16 protein-coding genes are annotated in these 15,043 nt (G+C 63.6%); 7 read left to right on the plus strand and 9 right to left on the minus strand.

What is annotated here, in order from left to right:
• Nucleotides 1–102 precede the first annotated feature (102 nt).
• The 6 genes from MesoLj_RS07550 to MesoLj_RS07575 all read right to left on the minus strand — a co-directional run bounded on the left by MesoLj_RS07550 (nt 103) and on the right by MesoLj_RS07575 (nt 4,886).
• The gene (locus MesoLj_RS07550; RefSeq protein WP_202325609.1) at nt 103–1,308 is read right to left on the minus strand and encodes an aminotransferase class V-fold PLP-dependent enzyme; all 1,206 of its coding nucleotides are present in this window, start codon (nt 1,306–1,308) and stop codon (nt 103–105) included.
• A 25-nt stretch (nt 1,309–1,333) separates the two neighbouring features.
• On the minus strand, nt 1,334–1,795 hold the full coding sequence (locus tag MesoLj_RS07555) for a RidA family protein (protein WP_010911960.1): 462 nt from the start codon (nt 1,793–1,795) through the stop codon (nt 1,334–1,336).
• Nucleotides 1,796–1,865: 70 nt separating this feature from the next.
• Nucleotides 1,866–2,660, minus strand: coding sequence for an amino acid ABC transporter ATP-binding protein (locus MesoLj_RS07560; RefSeq protein ID WP_140777027.1), 795 nt, complete (start codon nt 2,658–2,660; stop codon nt 1,866–1,868).
• 4 nt (nt 2,661–2,664) lie between these two features.
• Nucleotides 2,665–3,315: an amino acid ABC transporter permease gene (locus MesoLj_RS07565; RefSeq protein WP_140777025.1), complete on the minus strand. Its 651-nt coding sequence runs from the start codon at nt 3,313–3,315 to the stop codon at nt 2,665–2,667.
• Nucleotide 3,316: 1 nt separating this feature from the next.
• Complete coding sequence (locus MesoLj_RS07570) at nt 3,317–3,982, minus strand: amino acid ABC transporter permease (protein WP_056575612.1); 666 nt, start codon at nt 3,980–3,982, stop codon at nt 3,317–3,319.
• Nucleotides 3,983–4,055: 73 nt separating this feature from the next.
• On the minus strand, nt 4,056–4,886 hold the full coding sequence (locus MesoLj_RS07575) for a transporter substrate-binding domain-containing protein (protein WP_202327205.1): 831 nt from the start codon (nt 4,884–4,886) through the stop codon (nt 4,056–4,058).
• 171 nt (nt 4,887–5,057) lie between these two features.
• On the opposite strand from MesoLj_RS07575, the gene MesoLj_RS07580 reads away from it, so the two are divergent.
• Nucleotides 5,058–5,846, plus strand: coding sequence for an IclR family transcriptional regulator (locus MesoLj_RS07580; RefSeq protein WP_140777023.1), 789 nt, complete (start codon nt 5,058–5,060; stop codon nt 5,844–5,846).
• Nucleotides 5,847–5,879: 33 nt separating this feature from the next.
• Here the strand turns inward: MesoLj_RS07580 and MesoLj_RS07585 are convergent, their stop codons facing one another.
• Nucleotides 5,880–6,083 carry a YdcH family protein gene (locus MesoLj_RS07585; protein ID WP_010911954.1) on the minus strand — a complete coding sequence of 68 codons (204 nt, stop codon included), beginning with the start codon at nt 6,081–6,083 and terminating at the stop codon, nt 5,880–5,882.
• Nucleotides 6,084–6,322: 239 nt separating this feature from the next.
• On the opposite strand from MesoLj_RS07585, the gene MesoLj_RS07590 reads away from it, so the two are divergent.
• The 5 genes from MesoLj_RS07590 (at nt 6,323) to MesoLj_RS07610 (ending at nt 10,638) form a co-directional block, all read left to right on the plus strand.
• The gene (locus MesoLj_RS07590; protein ID WP_010911953.1) at nt 6,323–6,502 is read left to right on the plus strand and encodes a YdcH family protein; all 180 of its coding nucleotides are present in this window, start codon (nt 6,323–6,325) and stop codon (nt 6,500–6,502) included.
• 613 nt (nt 6,503–7,115) lie between these two features.
• On the plus strand, nt 7,116–8,369 hold the full coding sequence (ispG, locus tag MesoLj_RS07595) for a flavodoxin-dependent (E)-4-hydroxy-3-methylbut-2-enyl-diphosphate synthase (protein WP_202325610.1): 1,254 nt from the start codon (nt 7,116–7,118) through the stop codon (nt 8,367–8,369).
• Between the two features lie 5 nt (nt 8,370–8,374).
• Nucleotides 8,375–9,229 (plus strand): lytic transglycosylase domain-containing protein, encoded by an 855-nt coding sequence (locus MesoLj_RS07600; RefSeq protein WP_140777019.1) that lies wholly within the window; start codon nt 8,375–8,377, stop codon nt 9,227–9,229.
• An 18-nt stretch (nt 9,230–9,247) separates the two neighbouring features.
• A complete protein-coding gene (locus MesoLj_RS07605; RefSeq protein ID WP_244735313.1) occupies nt 9,248–9,820 on the plus strand; it encodes a phosphotransferase-like protein in 573 nt (190 codons plus the stop codon).
• A gap of 56 nt (nt 9,821–9,876) precedes the next feature.
• Nucleotides 9,877–10,638, plus strand: coding sequence for a Stf0 family sulfotransferase (locus tag MesoLj_RS07610; protein WP_202325611.1), 762 nt, complete (start codon nt 9,877–9,879; stop codon nt 10,636–10,638).
• Nucleotides 10,639–10,644: 6 nt separating this feature from the next.
• Here the strand turns inward: MesoLj_RS07610 and MesoLj_RS07615 are convergent, their stop codons facing one another.
• Nucleotides 10,645–12,981: a response regulator gene (locus MesoLj_RS07615; protein ID WP_202325612.1), complete on the minus strand. Its 2,337-nt coding sequence runs from the start codon at nt 12,979–12,981 to the stop codon at nt 10,645–10,647.
• Nucleotides 12,982–13,094: 113 nt separating this feature from the next.
• Complete coding sequence (locus MesoLj_RS07620; RefSeq protein WP_202325613.1) at nt 13,095–13,850, minus strand: SDR family oxidoreductase; 756 nt, start codon at nt 13,848–13,850, stop codon at nt 13,095–13,097.
• Nucleotides 13,851–13,996: 146 nt separating this feature from the next.
• Between MesoLj_RS07620 and MesoLj_RS07625 the strand changes: the two genes are divergently transcribed.
• A complete protein-coding gene (locus MesoLj_RS07625) occupies nt 13,997–15,031 on the plus strand; it encodes an L-idonate 5-dehydrogenase (protein ID WP_202325614.1) in 1,035 nt (344 codons plus the stop codon).
• Nucleotides 15,032–15,043 lie beyond the last annotated feature (12 nt).

A 15,043-nucleotide genomic window follows, 5' to 3' on the forward strand; every position in this document is an offset into this window, starting at 1 on the left:
AGACTTGTCGCGGCGCCGGTTTATTCCCGCCGCGTGCAAATCCGGCTGATCACAGTCGCGTGATCGGCCGGTGCATTTCGCGATTGCTGGTCGGCTTGCCGCTCAATCCGGCCAGCGCAGGACGCCGGACGAATCCTTGCGGGCAGCCTTCATCGCATCGGCGGGACGGTCCTTCGCGGTCAATATGGCGCGCAGGCGTTCGGCGACGATCTCCGCCTCGCCGGGATGCAGATTGCAGGGGTCGAGGAAGAAATGGCCGCGCTCGATCTCGTGGTTGCGCACAATGATCGGCGGCGAGCCCGAGGCAAGCGCCGAGGTGAGCCCGGCGGCGGTAAAGCGGCTCTCGGGCGATACGAAGATCTGCAGCCGGTCGAGCGGATTGGCTGTCGGGTCTGGAATGATCTTGGCAAAGATGCCTGGTATCCCCTGCAAAGCGGCCTTCCAGAGATTGAGTGCGGCCTCCTCGCGCTGGCGGATGCCGTCGTGATCGCGCGTCTCCCAGGCTTCCAGCGCGGCCATGGTGCCGGCGATGCTTTCCTTGCCGACCTTCATGGCCCGCGCCACGCCGCGGTTCTGCAGATAGGCCGCCCGCACCAGATCCTTGCGGCCGGTGACGATGCCGCTGGTCGGCCCGCTCAGGAATTTGTGGCCGCTGTAGATGACGACGTCGGCGCCGCGCGCCAGAAAGCCGCGCAGATCGTATTCGGACGCGGCATCGACGATCACCGGCACGCCCTTGGCGTGGCAGATCTCGCAGAATTCCTCCAGCGACAGCATGCCGTACTGCACGGTGTGGTGGGCGACGACATAGAGGCCCGCCGCCGTGCGCTCGTTGATCGCTTCGCGCACATGATAGTCCTGCGTCACGCTGACCGTGCCGGCGGGTACCACCCTGGCGCCGGCGACGCGGACCGACTGGTCGATCGGCGCGCCGTAGTTGACGATGTGGCCAAGCTGGATAACGACCTCCGACTTGAGGTCGCCGGTATCATCGGGCAGGCGCTCGATGGCGAGCAGGCTGGTTCCTGTCATCGCGCCGGCGATCGCCATGGTGATGCCGCTGGCACAGCAGGCGGTGATGAAGCCGGCCTCACCGCCGGTGAGGCGCGCGACGACGGTGCTCGCGGCACGCTGCAGATCGTCCATCTCCACCCATTGCGAGGCCATTTCGGCCATGGCGCTGATCGCTTCCGGGACGATGATCGATGCGCCGAGCGCGGTCATGGTGCCCGAGACATTGATGATTGGCCTCAAGCCCAGCCGTTCACGGATGGTGGTGTTGGAGCCGGTGGAGGAAGTGGTTTTCATGTGAGCGGATCCTGTGGGTGGCAGATCAGGCGGCGATCTCGACGACCGCTTCGATTTCGACAGTGATGTTTCCGGGCAGCGAGCCGACGCCGATGGCCGAGCGGGCATGGCCGCCGATCTTGTCAAAGACATCGGCGAACAGGTCGGAACAGCCATTCACCACCTTGGGGTGGTCGCTGAAGGTCGGCGTCGCGTTGACGAAGCCGAGCAGCTTGACGACGCGCACGATGCGGCCGAGATCGCCGGCGGCGGCGTGCATGACGGCGAGCAGATTGAGCCCGGTCAGGCGCGCATGCTCATAGGCCTGCTCGACGGTCACATCCTCGCCGACCTTGCCGGTGCAGAGCGTGCCGTCGGCGCGCAGCGGTCCCTGGCCGGACAGGAAGATCAGCCGCCCGCTCTCGGCATGGGTGACGAAGTTGGCGATCGGGGTTGGCGGCTCGGGCAGCGTCAGGCCAAGTTCGGCGAGCCGGATGTAAGGCGTCATGGAAGAAGGCTCCCTTGGTTGGCTTCAGCCATCCGATATTCAAAAATGAGACGGCATCAGCCGTCCGATGTCAGAAATGCGAGGCGCGGAAGCGCGCCAGGAAAGTGCGGAGGCGCTCGTTGGTGGTCTCCGCCGCGAGGATTTCCTTGGGCGGACCAACGGCGCTGACGCCGCCATCGGCCATGAAGACGATGCGGCTCGAGGCGTCGCGGGCAAAGGCCATTTCGTGCGTCACCATCAGCATCGTCATGCCGTCCTCGGCAAGGCTGCGCACCACGGCCAGCACCTCGCCGACCAGTTCGGGATCGAGCGCCGAGGTGATCTCGTCGAGCAAAAGGATCTTCGGCTCCATCGCCACGGCGCGCGCGATGCCGACGCGTTGCTGCTGGCCGCCGGAAAGCTCCGCCGGCAGGCTGTCGGCCTTGTGGGCGAGGCCGACGCGGCCGAGCCAGTGTTCGGCGGCCTGGCGCGCTTCGGCCTGGCTCTTCCCCCGCACCTTGGTCAAGCCCAGCATGATGTTGCCGGCGGCCGTCAGGTGCGGAAACAGGTTGAAGCTCTGGAAGACCATGCCGGTCTCGGCACGCATGGCGGCCAAGTCGCGCTCGCTGCGGCGCTGGCGCGTTCCGGCTGAGAGATAGCCGACCTCCTTGCCGTCGATGCGGATCGAGCCGCTATCGTAGCTTTCGAGGAAATTGACGCAGCGCAGCAGCGTGGTCTTGCCGCTGCCGGAAGGTCCGATGACGGTGACAACCTCGCCACGCTTCACCTGAAGGCTGACGGAACGCAGCACCTCGACGGCGCCGAAAGCCTTTGACACATCGCGCACTTCGAGCAGTGCCGGATTGGCGCTTGTGGTGTCGGACATCGTGCTATTCCCGAATGAAGGCAAAGCGCCGCTCGAGCCGCCGGCTGGCGAGCGAAAGCGCATAGTTGACGGAGAAGTAGATGAGCGCGCCGAGGATATAGAGCGGCATCGCCTCATAGGTGCGGCCGATAACCTGGTTGATGGCCTGCATCAAATCGGTGATGCCGAGCAGCGAGACCAGCGCGCTGCCCTTGACCGCGTCGGTGACGCCGTTGATCCATGGCGGCAGGAAGCGCCTGAAGGCCTGCGGGAAGATGACGTAGGTCAGCCGCTGGCGGAAGGTCAGCCCGATCGCCATTGCGGCCTCGGACTGTCCCTTGGGAATCGAGGCGACCGCGCCCCTGAGATATTCGATGACCTGCGCCGTCTTGAACAGGGTCAGCGCCAGCACCGCCGCCCAGAACGACGGCAGATGAAGTCCGATGGCGGGCAGACCATAATAGACGAAGAACATCAGCACCAGGATCGGAATGCCACGGATGGTGTCCGAGAAGATGCGCACCGCCCAGCGCAACGGGACGGGACCATAGACCAGGGCGACACCCAGCAGGACGCCGGCGATGAGCGACAGGACCACGACCAGAAGCGATACCCAAAGGGTCAGCGCGAAGCCTTTGGCGAGGAAAGGGAGGGCGTATAGGATCTGGCTCAGCATGTCAGCGCGCCGCCCGGAACCGGCGCTCGACGAGCCTGAGCGCAAAAAGCAATGCGTAGCCGGTCACCAGATACATCGCCGTCGTCACCAGATAGACCTCGACGATGCGGAAGGTGTTGAAGTTGATCCACTGGGCGCCGAAGGTGAGCTCGGGCACCGAGATGACCGAGGCGATCGACGTGTCCTTGAACAGCGAGATGAAGGTGTTGGACAGCGCCGGCAGCGTGATGCGCAGCATGGTCGGCAGGCGCACATGGATGAGCCTTTGCCATGGTGTCAGGCCGATCGCCTTGCCGGCATCGAGCTGGCCGCGCGGGACAGCCTCCAGGCCCGAGCGAAACACCTCGACCAGGTAGGCGCCGCTATAGACCGAGAGTGTCAGGACAAACGAGGTCGGCGCGCTGTAGGCCAGGTCGACCACGGTCGGCAGGCCGTAGAAGACAAGGTAGACCAGCAGGATCAGCGGCACGTTGCGGATGAATTCGACATAGGCGGCGATGATCGCCCGCACCACGCGCCCGGCCGAGACGTACCAGACCGCCAGTACCAGCCCGATGACGACGCCGATGGCGATCGAGATGACGGCAAGCTCGAGGCTGAGCAGCAGACCGCCCCACAGCTTGTCGAAATGCCGCCAGATCAGATTGAAATTGAGGGCGTAGCCCATGCGTCCGCCTTGGTGTGAAGGGCGTCGGATAGGTTGCGGAAGGGCTGGAACGCGGCCCTTCCGCAATCCGGGATCAGATGACCGGGAAGCCGGGGTGGCGCGCCGGCGGCTCCTGGCCGAAATAGTCCTTGAAGGCGGCGTCATAGAGCGCCGATTCATGGCCGAACATGGCAATGGTTAAGGTCTGGTTGACGAAGGTCAGCCAGTCGAGGTCGCCTTGCCGAAGCGCGGCGCCGTAGAGCATCGAATACCAGCTCTTGCCGGCGTCGAAATATTTGTCCGGATTGCGCGAGGCCAGCCAGCGCACGGTGGACAGATCGACGGCGGCAGCGTCGGCGCGCTTGGATTCCAGCGCCTGCAGAACGTTGGCCTGGGTGTCGATCTGCAGCACCTGCGCCTGCGGAAGGGCGTAGTGGACGGAGCTTTCGGCATCGACATTCTGCAGGATGGAGATGCGCGTCGCCGAACCGCCGGCAAGCAGCTTGTCGAAGGTCTTGTTCTCGGCGGTGGGAAGCGTCAGCAGGGCAACGCCTTCGACATAGTACGGCCGGGTGAAGTTGATCAGCTGCGAACGCTGCGCCGTCATCGTCATGAACTGGATGGTGATGTCGACCTTGTTGGTGGTGACGTTGGGGATGCGCTGTGCCGGATCCTGCATGACGAACTCGACCTTGGTCGGATCGTCGAAAAGGCCCTTGGCCAGGATGCGGCCCATGGTGATGTCCATGCCGACCAGTTCGCCGGCATCGTTCTCGAAATGCCAGGGCGCGTTGGTGCTGCCGGTGCCGACGATCAGCTTGCCGCGGTCGAGCACGGTGCGCAGCAGGCTGTCGGATGCGGCCTGGGCGGCGGCCTTCTGGGCATCGACGGTTGCCAGCACGCCGGCGGTGGCCAGTCCAGCCATTCCCAATTTCAGAAAATCACGTCTTCCGGATGTGTCGTTCACGGCGACCTCCTTTCGTGTTGTGTTCCCCTATGCACAGGCAATACACGCGACAGTGATCATGAGAAGATTGTCTCTTACAAGAGACGCATGTATCCTGTACAAGACAGATACTAGCACCAGGAATCGACAATGCAAGATGGCAATGCCTTGGCCGTTTCGGCCGATGAAAAGACGACGGCTTCCCGCGAAAAGGGCCTCAACCGGGTGCTCGAGATCCTGGACTTCCTGCACACGACGCAGCGCGCGATCGGCATCGGCGACCTTGCCAAGGGGGTGAATGCGCCGCGCTCGACGACTTATACGCTGGTGCGCTCGCTGGTCGACGCAGGCCTGCTGGAAATGGCCGGCGACGGCAACCGCGTCTATTTCGGCAAGAAGCTCTATCTCTATGGAATGGACTATGTGCGCGGCAACGACCTGCTGCGGCGGGGGCGCCAGGAGGTCGACCATCTGTCGCGCGAGACCGGGGAGACCTCGGAACTATGCATGCTGCAGAGCGGCCGCTACACCATCGTCCACTCCAGCCCCGGCACCAGGCCGTTCCGCATCAGTTCCGCCACCGGCTTGCAGATACCGCTGCCCTGGACCGCTTCGGGCCGGCTGCTTCTGGCGGGGCTGGAGCGGGCCGCGATCGAGGACATGGTGTCGCAGGACGATCTCGTGCTGCCCGATGGCCGCAAGCTGCGGCTCGATGATTTCATCGCCGACATCGCCAAGGCGCGGGTCACCGGCTACTGCGTCACCTCGGGGCTCGTTGACGCCTACACCAAATGTCTTGCCGTGCCGGTTTTTTCAGCGCCGGGCAAGGTCGAGGCGACGATGTGCCTGGTGGTTCCGATCGATACCACCGAGGAGCGGACCGGCAGTCTCATCGGCCTGCTGCGCGAGCGGGCCGGCAGGCTATCCATCGCCGGATAGGCGAAACGTGACGAGGATCGCGCGGCCCGCGGCTCAAGCGATGATGTCGGGAATGATCTTGTCTTCCAGCTTCATCAGCCGGTCTTTCAGCGCCAGCTTCTTCTTTTTCATACGCTGGATCTGCAGCGGGTCGCAATTGGTGGCGATCATCGCGTTGATCGCCGCGTCGAAATCGGCGTGTTCCTGCTTCAGCCGGGAAAATTCGAGGCGAATATCGGCCTGTTCCTGATCGGACATTCTCTACCGTCTGCACTGCGGCGCCCAAAAAACTGGGCCTGATTGGGCGGGGGCGGCAATTTCTGCCACCGGCGCGCAGCCCATATCACATTTCACATTGCCGTGGAATGCTACCACGCAGCATTCGACATCGCAGTCGGAAGGTGGCAAAGTGTCATTGTGCCGTCACAGAAGCGACCTGCGGTGGACGCGCCTTTTGGCGGCAGCAATCGAGGAAACCATGAAAGGGAGAACCAATCATGTCTCTTGCTTCCCATCTTGACGAGTTGCAGCGGAAACACGGCGACATCGAACGCGAGATCGATGACGCGATGAACCACCCGTCGGTGGACGACCTCGAAATCGTGAATCTCAAGCGACGCAAGCTGGCACTCAAGGATGCGATTGAGAAATTGAAAGCGCAACCGACCACGCATTGATGCCCGACTGACATAGCCGCCACTATGCGGTCTTCCTTGCCGGCGGCAGCCGCCGCCGGTGCTGGTCGGTTTTGATTTTCAGCAACAAGACCTAGCTGAACTTTCATTCTAAAAAGTCTCCGCTTCGGAAGCGCCCATCGCTTCCTTTCGGTGGATCACCGTAAACATTTGAGATTGGCCGAAGCCTCCTGAATTTCGTCATCCACGGGCGGAGCAGGAGCGAAGCTCCGTCGCGGAGACCCGAGGATCCATTCCGTGACCTTGACCGTAGAGTGCAGCGGAGCAAGATTTCGAACCGTGGCAACGCTTTGAGGTCGCGGCATGGATCCTCGGGTCTGCGCCGCGTCGCTTCGCTCCTTGCTCCGCCCGTGGATGACGAAGTGATGGGTGTTTTCCGCTAGCGGCCAAGGTATGCCATTCGCAAGCGAGCGGCCGTCGAAACTTGTGCACCGGGGAACTGCTTGCGGGTCATTTCGGGGCCAGTGGCGACCTGTCGCCATTGACAAGCCATCTTTGCTCCTCCACCTCATGCCGGACTCTTGCGCTTCGGCCCCGGGGTGTGCTTGTGCGTCGACGTGGACGCTTGGCGCTCCAGAGACAAAAGGCTGCCGGCATGACCGGATATTTTTCCTTTCCCTTCCCTCGCCGCACCTCGGTCGGCGTCGATGTCGGCGGCGTGGTCGTCGGCGGCGGCGCCCCGGTTGTCGTGCAGTCGATGACCAACACCGACACCGCCGATTTCGACCAGACGGTTGCGCAGGTTGCCGCACTGCACCGCGCCGGTTCCGAGATCGTGCGCATCACCGTCGACCGCGACGAGAGCGCCGCCGCCGTGCCGCGCATTCATGAGCGGCTTCAGCGGCTCGGCATCAATGTGCCGCTGGTCGGCGACTTCCACTATATCGGCCACAAATTGCTCGCCGATCACCCGGCCTGCGCCGAGGCACTGGCCAAATACCGCATCAATCCGGGCAATGTCGGCTTCAAGGACAAGAAGGACCGGCAGTTCACCGATATCGTCGAGATGGCGATCAAGCACGACAAGCCGGTGCGCATCGGCGTCAATTGGGGCTCGCTCGACCAGGAGCTCCTGACCCGGCTGATGGATGACAATCAGGACAAGGGTTTCCCGCTGACGGCGCAGGAGGTGACGCGCGAGGCGATCGTGCAGTCGGCGATCCTGTCGGCCGAGATGGCCGAAGAGATCGGCCTCGGACGCGACAAGATCATCCTGTCCGCCAAGGTCAGCGGCGTACAGGACCTGATCGCCGTCTATACCGAACTCGCCACCCGCTCCAACCATGCGCTGCATCTCGGCCTCACCGAGGCCGGCATGGGTTCGAAAGGCATCGTCGCCTCGTCGGCGGCGATGGGCATCCTTCTGCAGCAAGGCATTGGCGACACCATCCGCATCTCGCTGACGCCCGAGCCGAATGGCGACCGCACGCGCGAGGTGCAGGTGTCGCAGGAATTGCTGCAGACGATGGGCTTCCGGCAGTTCGTGCCGATCGTCGCCGCTTGCCCTGGCTGCGGCCGCACGACATCCACCGTGTTCCAGGAACTCGCCCAGAACATCCAGGCGGATCTGCGCAAGAACATGCCGGTGTGGCGCGAAAAATATCCGGGTGTCGAGAACCTCAAGGTCGCGGTGATGGGTTGCATCGTCAACGGCCCTGGCGAATCCAAGCATGCCGATATCGGCATTTCGCTGCCCGGCACCGGCGAGACGCCGACGGCGCCTGTCTTCGTCGACGGCAAGAAGGCGGCGACGCTCCGGGGGCCGGCGATCGCAGCGGATTTCGAGAAAATGGTCGCCGACTACATCGAGCAACGGTTCGGTCGCAGCGGCAAGGCCGCGGCAGAGTAGGCCAGATGCGGCGTTTCCCCAGGGCGGCGCTGATTGTCCTGTGCAGTGTGGCCTGGTCGACGCTTGCCCAGGCCGATCCGCCGCAATCGGCCAAGCAGCGGCTGATCGACAAGGTCTGCAATTTGATCCAGGCCCATGCCGACCAGAACGGCCTGCCCCGGGATTTCTTCGCCCGGCTGATCTGGAAGGAAAGCCGTTTCGATCCCAACGCCGTCAGCCCCGTCGGCGCGGAAGGCATCGCTCAGTTCATGCCGGGCACCGCCAAGATGCGAGGGCTCGAAAATTCCTTCGATATCAACCAGGCGATCCCTGCCTCGGCGAAGTATCTCGCCGAAATGAAGACCAGCTACGGCAATCTTGGCCTGGCGGCCGCCGCCTACAATGCCGGCGAAAGCCGGGTGTCGCGCTGGCTGGGTTCGGGCGGTTTCCTGCCGATGGAGACCGAGAGCTATGTCTTCGACATCATGGGCGAGCCGGTCGACAAGTTCACCGACCCCGCCTATGCAGGACAGGTCGCGCCGCTCGACGCCAAGACGGATTTTGCCGTTGCCTGCCGCAAGCTGCCGGTGATCATGTCCCAGACCGTGGCGATGGCCTCGATCAACGTCAAACCATGGGGCGTCCAGGTGGCCGGAAATTTCCGCCGCAGTGCCGCAATCAGCCAGTGGCTGCGGGTGAGGAGCCGGTTTCCGGCCCTGCTTGCCGGTCATGATCCGGTGGTGAGCCGGGTGCGCACGCCGATTGGGCGGCGCGGCATCTACGCGGTCAGGATCGGAATCGACGACCGCGCCGCCGCCAATGTCATTTGCCAGAAACTGCAGAGCGTCGGCGGGGCCTGCGTGGTGGTGCGCAACCGTTAAAGGCCTGAAGCCGGCTCGATGCTTGAAAGAGAATCGAACGTGAAAGCCAGGATCGTCCTGCTCAATGGCGTCGGCAGTGCCGGCAAAAGCTCGATCGCCAGGGCGTTGCAGACAATAACCGCCGAACCGTTCCTGCATGTCCAGATGGACACCTTTATCGAGATGCTGCCCGATGCCTTGCAGGACCATGCTGATGGCTTCTCCTACGAGACCATCCGGCAAGGCGGCCGGCCCTCGGTCGTGATCAGGGCCGGACCGACGGGAGCGCGTGCCCTGCGCGGCATGCGCCACGCCGTCGCCGCCATGGCCGGGCAAGGCAACAACCTGATCGTCGACGATGTGCTGTGCAATGGCGAAATGCCTGAATATGTCGAACTGCTGTCGGCCTTCGATCTCCATCGGGTTGGCGTCATGGCGCCGCTGGAGGTCCTGGAGGCCCGCGAAGCCCAGAGGGCCGACAGGCGGCCGGGCCTGGCGCGCTGGCAATACGGGCGCGTGCACGCGGGCATAGTCTATGATCTCGAGGTCGACACCAGCCATCTCACCCCGCTGGAATGCGCCCGTCGCATCCAGCAACAATTTCGACTATAGGCGGCGATGGATCGGCCGGGGGTTTGCCCTGCCTGTGAAACGACAAGGGCAACGGGATGTTCGACGCCTACATTATCTGCGGCACGCCGAGAACCGGCAGCACTTTGCTGTGCAAGCTCCTGGCATCCACCGGGACATCAGGTGATCCGCACTCATTCTATCGGCGGCAGGACGTGCCGGAGTGGGCCGAGGAGTGGAAACTGCCAGCCCGCGACACGATGGGCGAGCTTGAATTCGATGTCGCCTATCTCGATGCGGCAATCACCGCCGGTAAGGGCGGCACCGAGATTTTCGGCCTGCGCCTGATGCGCGAAAACCTGGATGAACTTTCGGCGATCCTCGACCGGATTTTCCCAGGGCTGGCCTCGGACACGGCGCGTTTCGAAAGAGCTTTTGGCCGCATTCTCTACATACATCTGTCGCGGGAGAACAAGCTCGCGCAGGCGATCTCGCTGATCAAGGCACAGCAGACCGGTCTTTGGCACATCGCGCCTGACGGCACCGAAATCGAAAGGGTCGCACCGGCGCAAGAGCCCCAATATGATTTCGAGCGGATCAAAGGGGAGCTTGCCGAACTTGAATCCTATGACGCGGCCTGGAACATCTGGTTCACGGCGCAAGGCATAACGCCGCTGCGCGTTGGCTATGAGCATCTATCCGCCGATCCGGCGGCGGCGTTGCTGGGCATCTGCGAGGCCCTCGGCGTTCAGCCTCCGAATGCCGACGACATCCGGCCGGGCGTCGCAAAGCTCGCCGACGAGACAAGCCTCGACTGGATGCGCCGCTATCGTCTTGACGCGGCCCGCCTGGCGTCGTGACCTGGATCAGGCCGTCTTGGCCACCACCGTTTCGCTGAGCCATGTGCCGATCTTGGCGCCGAGGCGATCGGGCGAAACCGGCTTCGGCAGATAGTCGTCCATGCCGGCCTCGATGCATTTGTCGCGATCGCCCTTCAGCGCGTGCGCGGTGACGCCGACGATCGGGATGTGGCCGCCCGACGAGGCCTCGATCGCTCGGATGGCGCGGGTTGCCTCGTAGCCGTTCATCTCGGGCATCGAGACGTCCATCAGGATCAGTTTCGGATGCAGCGACCGGTACATCTCGACCGCCGTGCGGCCATTGCCGGCGATGCGGTAGCTGAGGCCAAGCCCGTTGAGGATCTGGCCGAACACCAACTGGTTCACCTCATTGTCCTCGGCGATGAGGATGTCGATCGGGCCGTTCGGCGTGGCCGTCGATTCCGGTACTGCCACGGCCGGCACGACTGGGCCACGGATGACCGTGAAGGCAGGCGGAGCCGCCTGCGGCATCTGGACCGGCTCGCGAACGAAATGCGCCTTGCCGGCCTGAGAGCGGGCCTTCTGGATAACCGAGATGACCGTGCCGAGCAGGATCGCCGAGCGCGCCGGCTTGGTCAGATGCGCCGATATGCCGAAGTTGATGATCATCTTGCCGAAATCGACCTGGTCGACCGAAGTCAGGATAACGATCGGGATGGCGGACAGCCGGCTGTCGGCGGCGATGGCGCGGGCGACATCGGCGCCGTTCATGCCGGGCATCTGGTAGTCGAGGATGATGCAGTCGACGCTGGCACCCAACTGGCAGGCGCGATCGAGGAAGGCGAGCCCCACGGCGCCGCTTTCTGCCGCCGCGCAATCGAAGCTCCAGCTTCTGAGCTGCTCCAGCAGGATCTCGCGGTTGACCGGATTGTCGTCGATGACCAGCACGCGCGCGCCGGTGACGTCGACCGGCACGACCGCGTCGCGCGCCTCGGCGTGATGCACGGGCAGCGGCACCGCGAACCAGAAGACGGAACCGCGCCCGATCTCACTCTCGACGCCGATCTTGCCGGCCATCAGGTCGACGAGGCGCGCGGCGATGGCAAGTCCCAGGCCGGTGCCTTCGTGACGGCGGGTCGAGGACCCGTCGACCTGGGCAAATTTCTCGAACACGCTCTGCAGTTTCTCGGCCGGGATGCCGATGCCGGTATCCTCGACGCGCAGCTTGAGGTGGACGACATCGTTGACGGTTTCGCCGCCGACATCGATCAGCACATGGCCCTTCTCGGTGAACTTCACCGCATTGCCGACCAGATTGGTGACGATCTGCCGGAACCGCCCGGCGTCGCCGACGACATGGGCCGGCAGGCGCGGATCGACGCGCACGATGAGTTCGAGGTTTTTTTCGGCGACACGTGCCGAAACCAGCGTCGCCACATCCTCGACCGCTTCGGAGAGACGGAACGGGGCAGGGTCCAGGGTGAGCTGTCCGGCATTGATCTTGGAGAAATCGAGGATGTCGTTGATGATGGTGAGCAGCGCATTGCCCGATTTGACGATGACGTCGGTGAAGGTTTTCTGGCGCGCGGTCAATTCGGTCTTGGCCAGCAATTCGGCCATGCCGAGCACGCCGTTCATCGGCGTGCGGATCTCGTGGCTCATATTGGCCAGGAATTCGGACTTGGCACGGTCGGCGGCCTCGGCCTTGAACAGGGATTCGGCCGATTGGGCAAAGGCGCGGCGGATCGCCTGCTCCATCGGCCGGAAGATCCAGAAGGCGACGATGGCCAGGACGCCGAACAACAGGCCGCTCGCCCATAGCAGCAGCCGGTCGCTGGAAGCGTCGGCCAGATGGCGCTCGTCATCCATCGCGGTGCGGACACGCACCAGCATCGGCTGGACAAACAGGTCGTTCTGGTTGCGGATTTCCCGGTAGCTCCATTCATCGGCTTTTTGCGCCACCGACATCAGGTTGAGATTGCGCACCATGTCGCGCGGCGACCAGAACAGATCGCCGTTGACGGAAGAGGCTTCGAGTTCGTTGATGGTCTTGGCCGACAGGCGCGGACGTATCGCGTCGAGCTGGGCGGTCAGTGTGTCGATCTCGCGGGTCAGGCGTTCGGAATGGTCACGCGCCGAAGCGCTCAGCGCATCGCGCGTTTCGTTGCGCCAGGCGGACCCCGTCGTCTCGGCGAAGCTGGTCGCGTTGCGCAGGTCGCGGGTGAAGACGACGAGGTTGCTGCTCAGCGCATCGATGTCATGGCGGAAGGAATTGACACGGTCGAGCGCAATCATGATGGCCATGGAAGCCAGCGCGAAAATCAGCAGTCCTGAAAGGTAGCGGATCCGGACAAACCGGATGAAGGAAGAATATTCCGGCATGCGCAACCCCAACACATACGCATTATTTCAACGATCGGGATTACGCTTCATTTACATTAAGATTTCGTTCGCGCGGAAGGCGCGGTTGCTCTTGCACAGGGCGTCGCGGCGGATCAGATCGATGCGGTGATGCCGCCGTCGACATAAAGGATATGACCGTTGACAAAGGACGAGGCATCGGAGGCCAGGAACACGCAGGCCCCGACCAGTTCCTCTACCTTGCCCCAGCGGCCGGCCGGCGTGCGCTTCTCAAGCCAGGCGCTGAAGGCAGGATCGGCGACAAGGGCCGCATTGAGCGGCGTATCGAAATAGCCGGGTGCGATGGCGTTGCATTGCAGGCCGTGTTTGGCCCAGTCGGTCGCCATGCCCTTGGTCAGGTTGCCGACCGCGCCTTTCGTCGCGGTGTAGGGCGCGATGCCGGGGCGGGCGAGGGCTGTCTGCACACTTGCGATGTTGATGATCTTGCCGCGGCCTCGCCTGATCATGTGGCGTGCGACCGCCTGACCGACATGGAAGACGCTGGCGACGTTGGTCTGCAGCATGCGCTCGAACGCATCGGCGGGGAAATCTTCAAGCGGCGTGCGGAACTGCATCCCGGCATTGTTGACCAAGATGTCGATCGGCCCGCCGGACAGCTCGAAATTGTCGATCGCCGAGCGGACCGCGTCATGATCGGTCGCGTCGAAGGCAATCGTTTCCGCCGCAGGGATCTGCGCCGCCGCTGCGGCAAGTTTTTCCTCGTCACGGCCATTGAGGACCACCTTTGCACCGGCCTGCGCCAGGCCTTTGGCCAACCCGAACCCGATGCCTTGCGACGAACCGGTTACAAGTGCCCGGCGCCCGCTGAGATCAAACAAGGTGGATGACATTTGCCGATTGCCTCTCATTGCCGAATACGATGGGGTCAAGTGAAGCGACACTGATGCAGGCGCGCAAGCCGATAGGCAAGCTGGCACGCCGTTAACGCGCGGCCTATGTTGAGACCGCTACTGGAATTGCCTGGGAGTTCGCCTGCATGAAGTCGATCGTCATCCACGCCGCAAAGGACCTGCGCATCGAAGACCGCCCGGTCGAGGAGCCGGGTACCGGTCAGGTGCTGTTGCGTATCGCAACCGGCGGCATTTGCGGCAGCGACCTGCACTATTACAATCATGGCGGCTTCGGAACGGTGCGTCTCAAGGAGCCGATGATCCTCGGCCACGAGGTTTCCGGGCGCATTGAGAAGGTCGGCCCCGGCGTTACCGGCCTGGAGGCTGGCCAACTGGTCGCCGTCTCGCCATCGCGGCCTTGCTACAGCTGCCGCTATTGCCGCGAAGGCATGCACAACCAGTGCCTCAACATGAGCTTCTATGGCAGCGCCATGCCGTTCCCGCACATCCAGGGCGCGTTCCGGGAAAGGCTGGTGGCAGATGCGTCGCAATGCGTGCCGGCCGATGGGCTGACATCAGGCGAGGCTGCGATGGCCGAACCGCTGGCGGTGTGCCTCCACGCAACAAGGCGGGCCGGCGAGATCCTTGGCAAACGCGTCCTGGTGACCGGCTGCGGGCCGATCGGACTGCTGTCGATCCTGTGCGCGCGGCGCGCCGGGGCTGCCGAAATCGTCGCCGTCGATCTGACCGATTTCACCCTGTCGATGGCGCTGCGTGCCGGCGCCGACAAGGCGATCAACAGCCGGGCCGACCCTGAGGGACTGGCGCCCTATCTCGCCGACAAGGGGACATTCGATATCCTCTACGAATGTTCTGGCGCGGCGGCGGCACTGGCGCAAGGCATCGCCGCACTGCGTCCGCGCGGCACGATCGTCCAGCTCGGCCTTGGCGGCGCCGAGATGGCGCTGCCAATGTCGGCGATCACAACCAAGGAGTTGACGCTCAACGGCTCGTTCCGCTTCCATCCGGAATTCGCCATTGGGGTCCAGCTGATGCGCAAGGGACTGATCGACGTGAAGCCGCTGATCACGCATACCGTGGCGCTGGACGAGGCTCTGTCCGGCTTCGACCTTGCCAATGACCGCAGCCAGGCGATGAAGGTCCAGATCGCCTTCGGGTGAGGGCAGGCCGAT

It is taken from the genome of Mesorhizobium sp. 113-3-9, assembly GCF_016756515.1.
Classification (GTDB): Bacteria; Pseudomonadota; Alphaproteobacteria; order Rhizobiales; family Rhizobiaceae; genus Mesorhizobium.